General features: G+C 69.6%; 17 protein-coding genes. 10 read left to right on the top strand and 7 right to left on the bottom strand.

All coding sequences use genetic code 11. The features are described from left to right. The first annotated feature begins 3 nt into the window (after window positions 1-3). From ACWEOO_RS23675 to ACWEOO_RS23660, 4 genes are all read left to right on the top strand, one after another. Complete coding sequence (locus tag ACWEOO_RS23675) at window positions 4-147, top strand: hypothetical protein (RefSeq protein ID WP_452144846.1); 144 nt, start codon at window positions 4-6, stop codon at window positions 145-147. Window positions 148-226: 79 nt separating this feature from the next. Continuing rightward, window positions 227-892, top strand: coding sequence for a hypothetical protein (locus tag ACWEOO_RS23670; RefSeq protein ID WP_452144845.1), 666 nt, complete (start codon window positions 227-229; stop codon window positions 890-892). After that, the gene (locus ACWEOO_RS23665) at window positions 889-1,668 is read left to right on the top strand and encodes a M23 family metallopeptidase (protein WP_452144844.1); all 780 of its coding nucleotides are present in this window, start codon (window positions 889-891) and stop codon (window positions 1,666-1,668) included. The genes ACWEOO_RS23670 and ACWEOO_RS23665 overlap by 4 nt, the downstream gene beginning before the upstream one ends. Before the next feature lie 102 nt (window positions 1,669-1,770). Then, the gene (locus ACWEOO_RS23660; protein WP_452144843.1) at window positions 1,771-2,127 is read left to right on the top strand and encodes a VOC family protein; all 357 of its coding nucleotides are present in this window, start codon (window positions 1,771-1,773) and stop codon (window positions 2,125-2,127) included. Between the two features lie 225 nt (window positions 2,128-2,352). Here ACWEOO_RS23660 and ACWEOO_RS23655 read toward each other — a convergent pair whose 3' ends face one another. After that, window positions 2,353-2,583 carry a hypothetical protein gene (locus tag ACWEOO_RS23655; protein WP_359935983.1) on the bottom strand — a complete coding sequence of 77 codons (231 nt, stop codon included), beginning with the start codon at window positions 2,581-2,583 and terminating at the stop codon, window positions 2,353-2,355. 204 nt (window positions 2,584-2,787) lie between these two features. After that, entirely contained in the window at window positions 2,788-3,588 is an 801-nt protein-coding gene (locus tag ACWEOO_RS23650) for an SDR family NAD(P)-dependent oxidoreductase (RefSeq protein WP_452144842.1), read from the bottom strand. A gap of 59 nt (window positions 3,589-3,647) precedes the next feature. Between ACWEOO_RS23650 and ACWEOO_RS23645 the strand changes: the two genes are divergently transcribed. Next, complete coding sequence (locus tag ACWEOO_RS23645; protein WP_452144841.1) at window positions 3,648-4,265, top strand: MarR family transcriptional regulator; 618 nt, start codon at window positions 3,648-3,650, stop codon at window positions 4,263-4,265. Window positions 4,266-4,520: 255 nt separating this feature from the next. Next, the gene (locus tag ACWEOO_RS23640) at window positions 4,521-4,886 is read left to right on the top strand and encodes a VOC family protein (RefSeq protein ID WP_359935989.1); all 366 of its coding nucleotides are present in this window, start codon (window positions 4,521-4,523) and stop codon (window positions 4,884-4,886) included. On the opposite strand, the gene ACWEOO_RS23635 is transcribed toward ACWEOO_RS23640, so the two are convergent. Further along, window positions 4,877-5,683, bottom strand: coding sequence for a DUF3152 domain-containing protein (locus ACWEOO_RS23635; RefSeq protein WP_452144840.1), 807 nt, complete (start codon window positions 5,681-5,683; stop codon window positions 4,877-4,879). The two genes, ACWEOO_RS23640 and ACWEOO_RS23635, sit on opposite strands and share 10 nt — an antisense overlap. Window positions 5,684-5,859: 176 nt before the next feature. On the opposite strand from ACWEOO_RS23635, the gene ACWEOO_RS23630 reads away from it, so the two are divergent. After that, on the top strand, window positions 5,860-6,207 hold the full coding sequence (locus ACWEOO_RS23630) for a hypothetical protein (RefSeq protein ID WP_452144839.1): 348 nt from the start codon (window positions 5,860-5,862) through the stop codon (window positions 6,205-6,207). Window positions 6,208-6,499: 292 nt separating this feature from the next. On the opposite strand, the gene ACWEOO_RS23625 is transcribed toward ACWEOO_RS23630, so the two are convergent. Further along, the gene (locus tag ACWEOO_RS23625) at window positions 6,500-6,997 is read right to left on the bottom strand and encodes a GNAT family N-acetyltransferase (protein ID WP_452144838.1); all 498 of its coding nucleotides are present in this window, start codon (window positions 6,995-6,997) and stop codon (window positions 6,500-6,502) included. 36 nt (window positions 6,998-7,033) lie between these two features. Between ACWEOO_RS23625 and ACWEOO_RS23620 the strand changes: the two genes are divergently transcribed. Further along, entirely contained in the window at window positions 7,034-8,551 is a 1,518-nt protein-coding gene (locus tag ACWEOO_RS23620) for an LCP family glycopolymer transferase (RefSeq protein WP_452144837.1), read from the top strand. On the opposite strand, the gene ACWEOO_RS23615 is transcribed toward ACWEOO_RS23620, so the two are convergent. The 3 genes from ACWEOO_RS23615 to ACWEOO_RS23605 form a co-directional block, all read right to left on the bottom strand. Beyond that, window positions 8,552-9,319 carry an SDR family NAD(P)-dependent oxidoreductase gene (locus ACWEOO_RS23615; protein WP_452144836.1) on the bottom strand — a complete coding sequence of 256 codons (768 nt, stop codon included), beginning with the start codon at window positions 9,317-9,319 and terminating at the stop codon, window positions 8,552-8,554. A gap of 53 nt (window positions 9,320-9,372) precedes the next feature. Next, window positions 9,373-10,086 (bottom strand): VOC family protein, encoded by a 714-nt coding sequence (locus ACWEOO_RS23610; protein WP_359935999.1) that lies wholly within the window; start codon window positions 10,084-10,086, stop codon window positions 9,373-9,375. Between the two features lie 62 nt (window positions 10,087-10,148). Then, complete coding sequence (locus ACWEOO_RS23605; protein WP_452144835.1) at window positions 10,149-10,727, bottom strand: TetR/AcrR family transcriptional regulator; 579 nt, start codon at window positions 10,725-10,727, stop codon at window positions 10,149-10,151. A 101-nt stretch (window positions 10,728-10,828) separates the two neighbouring features. On the opposite strand from ACWEOO_RS23605, the gene ACWEOO_RS23600 reads away from it, so the two are divergent. Both ACWEOO_RS23600 and ACWEOO_RS23595 read left to right on the top strand, forming a co-directional pair. After that, window positions 10,829-12,403, top strand: a complete 1,575-nt coding sequence (locus tag ACWEOO_RS23600) for an ABC-F family ATP-binding cassette domain-containing protein (protein ID WP_452144834.1) — start codon at window positions 10,829-10,831, stop codon at window positions 12,401-12,403. Next, the gene (locus tag ACWEOO_RS23595) at window positions 12,390-13,226 is read left to right on the top strand and encodes a Vgb family protein (RefSeq protein ID WP_452144833.1); all 837 of its coding nucleotides are present in this window, start codon (window positions 12,390-12,392) and stop codon (window positions 13,224-13,226) included. Before ACWEOO_RS23600 ends, ACWEOO_RS23595 begins: the two co-directional genes overlap by 14 nt. The last annotated feature ends 50 nt before the right edge of the window (window positions 13,227-13,276 follow it).

Below are 13,276 nucleotides of genomic sequence, written 5' to 3'. Positions count from 1 at the left end.
AAGATGAAGAAGCCGCTTCGATGTCGGCTCCACCTGCACACGTGGAAGACCGAGCACAACGAAGAAGGGCAGCGCTACCAACGCTGTCTGGGGTGCGGCACGACCCGCGACAAGCTCACGCTGAACGACTTCGGCGCAGGTCAGTGAAGGCCCACGACGAGCACAGTCCCCGCTGAAGCATGGACAGCAGAAAGTGACGAGGCTTCAATGGCTCGCGGGGGGAATCATGAATGGAGAACTGTATTCACACACGTCTTGGCACCGGCACAACGATCGCGGGAACGCGACCTTGGCAGCGCTCGGCGGAGTGGCTGTCGGCATCATCCTCGTCCTGTTGGCGTGGCTCGTCGTACTGATGACGAAGGATGATCCGTCGCGCACGGCCGCCACACAGCGGACCACTCCGGCCGCGGTGGCGCCGGCGGCATCCGTCCCGGCCCCGACGGTGACGAAGACTGTCACACCGCCACCGGCGGCCAAGAAGACGTCGAACTCCGCGCCGGCCGTCAGCGACGTCCGGTCACTGCCGGCCGGGTTGCTCTGCCGCGACCTGAACGCGAAGGGTTACAGCTACGTCGCCGCGGTGGACTACTGGCGACTGCACGGGCAGCCGGATCGCATGGACGCCGACCTCAACGGGATCCCGTGCGAGACCGTGTACTCGCGGAGCGCCGTCGCCGCGTACTGGAACGGGCGCGAGATCAGCGGAGTCACGTTCTGGTCCGCCGGGCTGTACTGCCGGGATCTCGTCGCGCGCGGGGCTTCGTACGGCGAGGCTGTTCGGTACTGGTGGTACTACGGGATGCCGGACCGGATGGATGCCGACAAGAACGGCATTCCGTGCGAAACGGTGTATCCCGCGGCGACGGTCAACGCGTTCTGGTATCCGTGAGGCGGCAGGCCTGGGCTGCCTTCCTGGTGGCGGTGGTGATCGTGGGCGGCGGTGGCCTGTTCGGGCTGTCGGCGGCGGGCGTCTTCGACAACGCGCCGTCCGGAGCACCAGACACACCTCGCCCGGCACCATCGTCGACCCCAGCATCGACCAAGGCCTCGACAGCGCCGCGAACCACGACCGCCACCCCGCGCGCACAGCTGACGACCCGATCGGCCCGGCCGAGTAGGCCGGTGCGGCCGGACCCGGTGCACAGGTACGTGTTCCCCGTGGCCGGCTGCCGCGCGGATGCCTCGCAGACCCACCACGACTACCCGGCGTCGGACATCTTCGCGGATGTCGGGTGCCTCTTCGTCGCTCCGGTCGACGGGCGGGTCGACGAGGTGACGCGGGCCGACTCATGGAATCCGAAGACCAACCGGGGCGCCGACAGGGGAGGCCTGTCGGTTTCCGTGCTGGGCGTAGACGGTGTTCGGTACTACGGCTCGCACCTCTCCGCGATTCAACGCGGGATCGCACCGGGCGTGACGGTGCGGGCCGGGCAGATTCTGGGGCGAACCGGTAAGACCGGCAGCGCCCGGCCCACGCCACCGCACCTGCATTTCGGAATCAGTTGGCCGACCGGGCCCGGCGTCTGGTGGATCCGACGTGGAGCAGTCCCACCGCAGCAGTTCCTGAACAGCTGGCATCAGGGCCGCCAGTTGTCACCCGCCGCGTTGGTGGCGACGCTTCACCGCAAGTACGGCGTGGATCGCGGCTGCCGCTCGTACTGCTGAACTCCAGGACCTCGCCGAGGGTCATCCGAACCGGCGGGTCATGTCGAGACCTGGCGCACGGCTCCGACGTACCGGCGTCAGCGTCAGGCGGAAGGGACGATCGTGATTCTGAACAGCATGTTGCTCGGCAGTACGGACGCCGAGCGGTTGAAGGCGTGGTACCGCGACGGGTTCCGGGCGGAGGTGGACGGCTACGGCAATCTCGACCTCGGCGGGTTCGGTCTGGTGATCGAGCAGCGCGACGATGTCGCGGCGAAGAACCCCGAGCCGGGGCGGCACATCGTGAACTTCGCGGTGGACGACATCGAGGCGGCGGCCGCGCACCTGCGGACCCTCGGTGTCGAGTGGCTGGTGCCGCCGGAGGACCGCGGCATCGGCTGGTTCGCCACCCTGCTCGACCCGGACGGCAACTACGTACAACTCATCCAGATGAAACCCGAGTACTACGCACAGAAATGAAAAACGTTCGCACCGGATCTTGGGGGATCCGGTGCGAACGGTTGGTTGTCTTTGTCAGGCGCATTTGCAGGGGAGAAAAAGGCGGCAAGCGAGGGGCAGAGCGCCCACGCTCGCTTGCCGCCGAATCACCGGTGCCTTCGGGTGGTCGAGGTGAGGCGACTCGACCGGCGACGTTCCGAGTGGGTTGTCTGGTGAGTGCGGAACGCGGAAGGTACCGGAGGCTTCTCAGCGGGGTGCTACGTCCCACATGCGCTCGCCGGGCAGGGGGTCGGGGAGCTTGTCGACGGTCGGCATCGGGTCGTTCGTGACCCGGAGACCGGCGAATCGACGGCTCATGGCGTCTGCATACCGCTCGGCCAACGCCGGCTCGGCGTTGTAGTCGGCGATCACGTGCTCACCGAACCAGACACGCACGCGTCGGCGCTGAACGGTCTGGGTGGCGGTGGCGGTTGTCACTGGTCCTCCTGGCTGTTACTTCGAGGGTGGACGGCCTGGAAAACGCGGGCGAGCGCGGTGCCGGTGCGCCGTGTTGTGTTCACCGTCACGTCAGATCCAACGGAGGACGCAGAGCCGAGGTCACGCCCGAATCCGGACTTTCTGGCCGCCCGGCAAAACTTTTTCGGACCCGCCGGAACCTAATTCTTTCGCCCGTCTGTTCGATTACCCGAACGGGCCGCGCACGGACACCCCGCCGTCCAGCACGAGCTGCTGCCCGGTGACGTACGACGCCGCGTCGGACGCCAGGTACACCACCGCCTGGGCCACCTCCTCGGACCGCCCGAACCGGCCGGCCGGGATCTCCTCGACGACCTCGGCCGCGACGTTCGCGTTGGCGACGGCGGTGGCGATCGCGCCGGCCGCGGCGACGTTCATCCGGATCCCGTCCCGCGCGTACTCCGCGGCGACCGTGCGGGCCAGGCTCAGGATGCCGGCCTTCATCACGCCGTACGCCGCCTGCGCGGGCGCGGCCATGAAGCCGGTGACGGAGCCGACGCTGACGATCGCGCCGCCGGTGCCCTGGTCGAGGAACACGCGGAGCGCGGCCCGGACCGCGCGGGCGACGTACCGGAGGTTGACCTCGTAGATCGTGTCCCAGTCCTCGTCGGCCATCTCGTGCAACTTGACCGCGGGCACGAACGCGACCTGTCCGCCGACGACCGTGACGAGGACGTCGAGCCCGCCGAGCTTGTCGACCGCGCCCGCGACCATCGCCTCGATGTCGGTCGCCGAGCGGACGTCACCGGAGATCGGGTACGCCGTGCCGCCGCGCGTCCGGACCGCCTGCGCGGCCTCCTCGGCGCGGGCCGGATCGAGGTCCGCGACCAGCACCGCGGCGCCTTCGTTGCCGAGGGCGTCGGTCGTCGCCCGGCCGATCCCGCCACCGCCGCCACCGATCACCAGGACACGTTTCCCGTTCAGCTGCATGGCCGGAGCGTAGATCAGGAACGTCGTGAGATTCACAGGGTTTCCTCAGGAAGGACACGCCGAAGCTGTCGGAACGGCTCCATAGGCTGGGAGACGTGACCATCGAAGACGCTGGAATCCGACCGCTGTCGACGGGATCCGAGGAGGAAGAGCAACTGCTGGCGAATGCCCTCGTGGTGCCCGAGCGGGTGATCGGCGGCGTCGTCCCGTCACCTGTCCATCCGGGGCCGGCTGGGATCGCGGCCGTCCAGACCGAGCAGCTGATCAGCGATGTCAGCACCGCGCTCCGGCTGCTCGACGCATTGGAGCGCGTCCGGGGTCACGCCCACCCGTTGATCATGGGCCTGCAAGAAGCAACCGGCATCAAGATGCCCGCCGCGCTCGTGCTGAGCGCCATCGCGAACGGCTGCACGACCATCGCCGAGGTCGCACAGCAGGTCGGCATCACCGCCGGCGAGGCCGAGCTGGCGATCGCCGACCTCGAAGCACTCGGCATGGCCCGGACCGCTCCCGCCCTCGGCGTCACCTCGCTGGGCCAGGCGCGGCTCTCGCAGCTCGACGGTCTCACGGTCCGCGTGCTCGACGTGGTCACCGGCATCCTCGGCCCGACCGACGCGGCCCACCTGGCCCGTCTCCTGCACACCGTGGCCGACGGCCTCGAGTCCGCGTCGGTAGCTGCCGCCGTCAATCCCCAGCGGGTCCTGCACAACTAGGTCCTGTCTGGTGGTCCAGCGCCGTAGCGAGGAGGTGCTCGGTGCGGTGCATCGGCGTGCGGGGGCGAAGGTCTCGATGCGGAGCATCGTGGCCTTTGCACCCGTGCGGCGAGGTGCCGTGCCGAGTGCCCCGCAGTAGGCGATGGACCACCAGACAGGGCCTCGCCCCTACCGACGCATCTGTTCGTGTGGTTGTGTCGAGAACGGGCGGTTGGTGTCGACGTCCCTGGTGTCGAATGAGTCAGGAGGCATCAGATGTTGCAGGACAGCAAGGCGTTCAGTGGGTTCTCGGTGGATGACGTGCCGCGGGCCAAAGAGTTCTACAGCCGGACGCTGGGGCTCGGCGTCGACGAGGAGAACGGGATGTTGCGCCTGCGGGTCGCGGGCGGCAACCCGGTGCTCGTGTACCCGAAGCCGAATCACGTACCGGCGGAGTACACGACGCTCAACTTCCCGGTCGACGACGTCGAGGCGACGGTGCGTGAACTGGTCGCGCGCGGCGTGACGTTCGAGAAGTACAGCGACGACCAGGACGAGCTCGGGATCTACCGAGGTCAGGGGCCGTTGATCGCCTGGTTCAAGGACCCGGCCGGCAACGTGCTCTCGGTCATTCAGGCGTGAGGCACCGGGTCGTCGTACTGACCTAAGCGCCCCTTGTAGCGCTGGCCGTTCACGTAAGGCCAGGCGTAGGCAGTGCAGCCGTGCAGGCCGAGAGTCTGTTGCTGCATGACCGGTGCCGGCTGGCCGGGGCCCGGGCAGAGCTCGTGGCCGCGGCCGAGCCGGTGACCGGTCTCGTGGTTGATCATGTACTGCCGGTACGTCGTCAGCGAGGCCCCGTACTTAGGGACGCCGTGGACCCACCGCGCGACGTTGAGCACGACCCGGTTCCCGATCCGGCAGCTGGTGTACCGGTCCGGCGCCGCGCCGCAGATCACGTCCCGCGTCCCGGGCGTCACCAGCATCACCGTGAAGTCGGGATTCGTCCCGGGCCCGACCTGCTGGAACCGCCACAGCCCGTGCGACGCCCACCCCTGAGCTCCGCCGTACGTCGCCCGCACGAACCGCGCGAACGCGCCGCGATCGATCCCGGTGATCCCGCCCTCGACCGCGATCTGGAACCGCATCAGCGGGCCGCCGCGGCCGATCACCGCGGGATCCCCGGGAAGGACGGCGTACGACCCCGTCCCCGCGGCCGGGTACGTGATCACCTCCGCGGGCCGTACCGGCGGTCGTTGCGAGACGACGGATCGGGCCGGCTCGCGCTCAGGTTGCGGCGACTGGGCGGAGGCCGGTACGACGCCGCGCTCCGGGTACCCGTGCCGGGCGAACGGGCTGGCGGGCAGCTGGCACAGCACCCCGAGCCCGGCCACCACCGCGACCGTGAACCCGATCGTCCTGACAACACTGCGACGGCGCATCCGGTGAGCTCCTCCCACCACGCCCCGGGCGGGCGTGTCCTCACTCTCTTCTTGCCACTGTGCCCCGAAACCCTTCTCCGTCCACAGGTGGACGCCGGATTTCCACCTGCCGTTTCTGATACGCCCGTGTTATTTTCGATCGAAGAAGCACACCTGTATCAAATAAGGAGCCTTCGATGAGCCGCTGGACCGCAGGCCTCGCGACCCTGGTGACCGCCGTGACTCCCGCACTCACCGCCTGGGGTACGGCGCCCGCCCCGCGGCTGACCGCCGATGTGAACCGCGACGGACTGCTGACCCGCGCGGACGACGCCGGCAAGTCGACCTGGACCGACACCCGCGGTGCGATCTTCCTGCCCAACCTGGACGACGACGAGCGCCGCTGCACGGTCGATCCGGATCAACGGTCCGCGCGACACGGCCGAGCTCGCACGGCTGACGATCGATGCCCAACGCAACCTTTCGTACGACGCGACCGGAACTGTCACGGCCACCCCAGCGGACAAGGCCCGCGTGTTCGCTGACGGACGGTCCGCCGGCACATTGAGCGCGAAGGACCTCCACAACGGCGTGCGACTGCAGCCGGCTCGGCGACGGAAACGGCTGATGGGGCGGCACCGCACCGTACCAGGAAGGCGTACCGGGCGAATGGGAGGAGTTCGCCTCCACGTTGCGGAAGGCAACCACTGTGCGCTTCGTCGAAGGGACGCCGGACGGCTGGAAGGACATGTGGCTGCAGGACACGTTCGAGCCCGCGACCGCGAGCGGTCTGCGCGCGGACGAGCTGGTCCGGCTGCCTCCGCGACGCGCGCGGGACTACGCCCTGGTGGTCCGGAAGCGGAGCGTCGGGAAACGCGACTCGCTGAAGCCGAGTGCGCGGTAGAGGTCGATACCGTCGTCGGTCGCGTGCAGCTCGACCTGGCCGACGCCGGTCTCGTCCTGGAACCACTCCATCAGCGCGGCGACGCAGGCCCGGGCGAGACCGCGGCGGCGGAAGTCCGGGTGGGTGCTGACGTTGTAGAGGTGGCCGCGGAAGGTGGTGAGGTCACGCGGGCCCGGCGGGTGCGCGTCCACGTTCCCCGCCGCGCCCGCGACCACGCCGGCGCCCGGGTCGTCGACGACGTACGCCGCGAACGTGTCCGGCGAGGCGAGCTGTTCGGCGAACCAGTCCCGCGCCGTACGCCGCCAGGGTGCGTCCGGTCCGCCGACGTCGTTGCCCATCGCGGCCAGCATCAATCCGCGTAAGTGGACCAGCGACTCCGCATCGTCCGGCTTCGCCCGTCGTACGTGAATGTCGGTCACTCGATCGATCATGCCAACTTTTTGCCGCGTCAGTGAATCGTAGAGGGCATGGCCCCGAGCAGAGCGTCGCGCGCACGCCGGACGACCTCGCGTCGGCGCTCCGCGTTCGCGGCGCTGACGATCGCCGTGCTCGGGCTGCTGCTCCCCGGGACGGCGTACCTCGCCGCTCGCCGGACCAAGCTCGGTTCGACGCTGATCGTGCTGAGCCTCGCGCTGTACGGCGGCGCGGCGTACGTCGGGCTGCGGAAGCGCGACGCGGTGATCGGGTGGGCGCTCGACCCGGCGCTGCTGCTCTGGATGATCGTCGGTCTGGTCGCGGTCGCACTCACTTGGATCATCGTCCTGATCACCTCGTACAAGATGCTCCGCCCGCTCACCGCCGGACCGGGGTCCCGGCTGCTCGGGGCGCTCGTCGTCGGTGCGGTCTGCTTCGCGCTGACGGTCAGCTCGGCCACCGGCGCCCAGACCCTGATGGCGCAGCGGGGCCTGGTGAAGAAGTTGTTCGGCGGGACGAAGAGCCAGACGCGGCCGACCATCGTCGCGAAGAAGGACCTCTGGCAGCAGCTGCCGCGGCTGAACATCCTGCTGCTCGGGGCCGACGACGGCCCCGGCCGGGACGACACCCGGACCGACACGGTGATGGTCGCGAGCATCGACACCAAGACCGGCAACACCTCGCTGATCTCGCTGACCCGGAACTTCATGCGGATGCCGTTCCCGGCCGGCTCGAAGCTGCACGAGAAGTTCCCGACCGGGTTCTGGGACCCGAACGGCGAGAAGGAGCAGTCCGAGTACTACCTGGACGCGATGTACCGCAACGTCCCGAAGCTGTGCCCGGAGTGCCTCGGCCCGTCGGACAACAAAGGCGCGGACGTGCTCAAGCTGTCGGTCGGCGAGGCACTCGGGCTGCGGATCCACTACTACGTGCAGGTCAACCTGGCCGGGTTCGCGCAGCTGGTCGAGGCGCTCGGCGGGATCACGGTGAACATCAACTACCCGGTCCCGGTCGGCGGCAACGACGACAAGAAGATCCCGCCCAGCCGGTACCTGGAGCCCGGCCCGAACCGGAAGCTGGACGGTCCCGACGCGCTGTGGTTCGCCCGCGGGCGGTACGGCGTGGCGACGGCCGACCTCGCCCGCCAGGCGCGGCAGCGCTGCACGGTGAAGGCGATCGTCGAGCGCGCCACCCCGCAGAACGTGCTCACCAACTACCAGGCGATCGCGGCGGCCGGCGAGCAGCTGATCCGCACCGACATCCCGCAGGACCTGCTGGAGCCGCTCGTCGCCCTCGGCCAGCGGGTCAAGACCGCGAAGATCGCCAACATCGACCTGGACAAGAAGAAGAACTTCCCGAACGGCCGGAACCCGAACTATGCCGCGATGCGCGAGATCGTGGCCAACGCGCTGAACCCGGTCCGCCGCCCGACGACCCCGTCGGCGCCGACGACACCGCGCAAACCCACCACCACCAGTCCGTCGACCGCGACGCAGCCGCGGACCACGCCGAAGCCCGACACCGGGGACCTGGCCGCGGCGTGCGCGTACACCCCGGGACCGCCCGGGTGATCAGGCGTAGCGGACGCCGAGGCCGCCGTCGACGGCCCAGTTGGCGCCGGTGACGAAGGCGGCCGCTCCGGAGGCGAGGAAGCAGACCACCTCGGCGACGTTCTCCGGCGTACCGATCCGGCCCAGCGGGTGCACGCCGAGCGCCTTCTCGCGTTCGCCGGGGATGGTGTCGAAGAACTCCTCGAGCAGGTCGGTGGAGATGTAGCCCGGGCTGACCGCGTTCACCCGGACGTCGTACTGCGCGACGTCGAGGGCGAGCGACCGGGTCATCCCGACCAGGCCGGACTTCGCCGCGGCGTACGGGAACATGCCGGCCGTGGTCAGCTTGGAGTGGATCGAGGCGATGTTGACGATCGAGCCGTGCCGGGCCTCGATCATCGGCGGCAGGACCTCGCGCGACATCAGGAACGCACCCTTCAGGTCGACGTCGAACACGTCGTCCCATTCGGCCACGGACATTCTCGCGGGGTCGGCGTACGAGTTCTTGCCGGCGTTGTTCACCAGCACGGTGACCGGCTTGCCGAGGTCGTCGGTCAGCTTCCCGACCGCCTGCCGCACCGATGCCTCGTCGGTGATGTCGCCGACCGCGGCGGCCACGGTCGCGCCGGTCTCGGCCAGCTCCGCGGTGGTCGCGGTCAGTGCGTCGGCCAGGATGTCGACGAGCGCGACCGCGGCACCTTCCTCCGCCGCCTTCACCGCGACGGCCCGCCCGATCCCGCGGGCGGCACCCGTCACCAGCACAACCTCGTTCGCCAACCGACCAGTCACCAACGCCTCCTTGAACCAGGGCCTCGGGTGTCGACCCTAGTCGGAGGTGGACCTCACCTTCGCGGAGTGGTCAGAATGCAGAACTCGTTGCCGTCCGGGTCAGCCATCGGGATCGCATCCGGACCGTCCTGGCCGCTCTCGAGCCGGGTCGCGCCGAGGGCGACCAGCCGCTCGACCTCGGCGTCGACGTCACCGTCGGCGGGCACGACGAGGTCGAAGTGCATCCGGTTCTTCGGCGCCTTCGGGCTGACCGGCGGTCCGCCCCAGGCGATCTTGGGTCCGCCGGCCGGCGCCTGGATCGCGGTCTCCTCGTCCTGGTCCCAGACCAGCGGCCAGTCGAGCGCCTTGCTCCAGAAGTACCCGACGGCCTGTGTGCCGTCCGAGGCCAGCTCGCCGAGGAACGCGGTGTTCGCGAGGAAGTTGTTCCCCGCCTCGATCACACAGAACTCGTTGCCCTCGGGATCGGCGAGGACGATATGTCCCTCTTCGGGCCGCTGCCCGACGTCGAGGTGCCGGCCGCCGAGCTCGACCGCACGCGCCACCGTCTCCTGCTGTTGCTCAGGGGTCTGGCTCGTCAGGTGGAAGTGGATCTGGTTCGGGCGATCCTTCTCGAGGTCGCTCTGCTGGAACCGCAACCGGAAGCTGGTCTTCGCGTCCGGCAACAGGTCGTTGCCGTCGGCCTCCCACCCGAGCAGGCCGCCCCAGAACCGCGCCAGCGCGGCGGGATCCTTTGCATCGAACGACAGTGCGTACAGGTTGGTGCTCATCGGATCTCCCATCGGCCGCGGGCTGCCACGGTAGGTCGGAGCCGAGCGGCGCCGCAAAGCAATTAGCAGACCGAGGCCGCGGCGATCCGGGCGTGCTGATCGGCCTCGGCGCGGCTCATCGGCTGCCGGAGCAGAACCAACTGGTGGTACAGCGGCGCGGTCGCGGTGAGCAGGAGCCGATGCGCGTCCACCTCCGCGGCGAGCTCGCCGCGCTCGACCGCGCGCCGGACGACCAGAGCGGTGCGCGCGTAGCGGTCTTCCCAGAAGCGGGTGAGCGCCCCGGCCGCTTCCGCCGTACGGAACGAGGCGGCGATCACCGCCTGGGTGACGGACGGCCGGGCGGTCAGCGCGGCGTGCACTTCGCGGTTGACCTCGATCAGGTCACCTTCCAGCGAGCCTGTGTCGGCCGGCTCCCACGCGTCGTCGGCGCCGGCTTCGAGCAGGTCGACCAGCAGGCCGGGCACGGTCTTCCACCGCCGGTACAAGGTCGTGCGGTGGACGCCGGAACGCGCCGCGACCGCGTCGATCGTGAGCCCGTCGTACCCGTGCTCGGCCAGCTCGGACTCCACCGCCGCGAGCACGTCGGACCGCACCCGGGCGGTCCGCCCTCCTGGCCTGCTTGCGCGATCGGCGTCGATCACGGCATGATCTTAACGCAACATCCGTCGCATTAGGGAGCAGCCAGTGATCTTCTGACCCGCCGTTCGCCATCACGAACCCGCGAGAGGTCAGGAGGATCCTCATGTCTACCCAGCTGTCCCTGCACGACGTCACCAAGTCCTACGACCACCGCCTGGTGCTCGACCGGATCACCTGCGCCTTCCCGCCGGGACGGGTCAGCGGACTGATCGGCGAGAACGGCTCCGGCAAGTCCACGCTGCTGCGGATCCTGGCCGGTCTCGAGCTCGCAACCGACGGCACGGCACAGGCAGCGGGAAGCATCGGCTTCCTGGCGCAGGACAACCCGTTGTCACTCGATCTCGACGTGCAGGCGCTGGCTGATCACGCCCTCGCCGACCTGCGCCGGATCGAGACGCGGATGCGCGAACTCGAAGGCCTCCTGGCCGACGGGCGCGACGTACTGGACGAGTACGGCGAGCTCCAGACCGTCTTCGAGATCCGCGAGGGGTACGACGCGGACGCGCGATTCGCCCGGGCGACGCACGGTCTCGGACTGTCGACGGTGCCGGGTGATCGCAGGCTGTCCGAGCTGTCCGGCGGCGAGCTCGCGCGGCTGCATTTGGCCGCCGTGCTCGCATCGGCGCCGGAGATCCTGCTGCTCGACGAGCCGACGAACCACCTGGACGTGTCGGCCGCGACCTGGCTGGAAGACCACCTGCGGTCCCGGCGCGGCACGACGGTCGTCGTGTCGCACGACCGCGCGTTCCTGGAGCGGGTCGCGTCGACGCTGGTCGAGGTCGACGGCGACACGCACCGGATCACGCGCTACGGCAACGGCTTCCAGGGCTACCTGCAGGAGAAGGCGGCGGAGCGGGCGCGCCGGGAGCAGGCCCGGCAGCAGTGGGAGGACGACGTCGCGGAGCTGCGCGTGCTCGTCCGGACCACCGCGGACCGGGTCGCGTACGGCCGGCCGATCAAGGACAACAACAAGGTCGCGTACGACCGGGCGACCGGCCGGGTCAACGAGGCCGAGCGGAGCAAGATCCGCAACGCGAAGGAGCGCCTGCGCCGGCTCGAGGACGACCCGCCGCCGGTGCCGGCGAAGCCGCTGCGGTTCACGGCCTCGATCCGTACGACCGGCGCCGCGGCCGGACTGGATGCGGTCGGCGTCGCGGTCGATGGCCGGCTGCGACCGATGTCGCTCGAAGTACCCGCCGGTGGTCGCGTGCTGATCACCGGACCGAACGGATCCGGCAAGTCGACGTTCCTCGACGTCCTCGCGGGCGTGCTCCAACCGGACTCCGGGTACGTCGACCGCCACGGACGGATCGGCTACCTGCAACAGGAGTCAGCCGAACCGCGACCGGGCGAGACCCTGCGTGCCGCACTCGCGCGGCATCCTGGCGCGGCCGCTCTCGGGCTGTTCCGTCAGGACACGCTGCAGACCCGAGTCGGCGCGCTGTCGACCGGCCAACGCCGGCGGCTCGCGCTGGCCCGGGTGCTGACCACGCCGTACGACGTCCTACTGCTCGACGAGCCGACCAACCACCTGTCACTCGTGCTCGTGGAGGAACTGGAGGCGGCGCTCGACCGGTACGCCGGTGCGCTCGTCGTGGTCAGCCACGACCGCCGCTTCGTCTCCCGCTGGCGCGGAACCGTCATCGACCTGAAGGAGAACGCCTATGTCAGTCAGTGAAATCACGGTCGACGGCGCCCCGTACGGCGTGGTCGCGGCCGGTGGTGAAGTGTGGACAACCCTCGTCCACACGGGCCGGGTCGCGACCGTCTCGGGCCGGGTCTTCGACCTCGACGCGCCCGGGGCCCGCCCGAGTGTGATCATCGACGGTCCCGACGACGCCGTCTGGTTCACACGCAACGGCGACGACCGGATCGGGCGGATCGGGTACGAAGGCGCCGTCTCGGCGTTCGAGCTCGCGGGCGCGCCGTACGGACTGTGCGTCGGTCCCGACGGCGCGTTGTGGTGCACGTTGATGAGCACCGACACGATCGGGCGGATCACGGTCGACGGCGCCGTCTCGACGTACCCGATCGGTACGACAGGCGCGTTCCCCGGCATGATCACGACGTCCGCGGGCGACCTGTGGTTCACACTCAACCAGGCGAACGCGATCGGCCGGATGACCACGACCGGCGAGGTGACCGTATATCCCCTGCCGACCGCCGCTGCCGGACCGGTCGGGATCAGTGCGGGACCCGACGGCGTCTGGTTCACCGAACTGCTCGCGAGCCAGGCGGGACGGATCGGCGCCGACGGAAAGATCGAGGAGTTCCCGCTGGCGGCCGATTCCAAGCCGCATGCCGCCGCCGCGACACCGGACGGTGGGTGCTGGCTCACGCTGTGGGCCGCAGCCGAGCTCGTCCACATCGATGCCAAGGGCAACCTCACCGAGCGGGTGGCGTTCGGCGCGGGCGCGGAGCCGCACGGCCTGTACGCCGACGGCTCGGTGTGGGTCGCACTGGAGAAGGGTTCCGTGGCTCACATCCCACCGAACGGGTGAGCAGGTTCACTCGGTGGAGGGAGGACGCGAGCACCAGCCGGGGAGCACAG

The organism is Kribbella sp. NPDC004138, assembly GCF_053603655.1.
The sequence above is the reverse complement of the archived record's forward strand: the minus strand, read 5'-3'. Positions and strand labels throughout refer to the sequence as shown.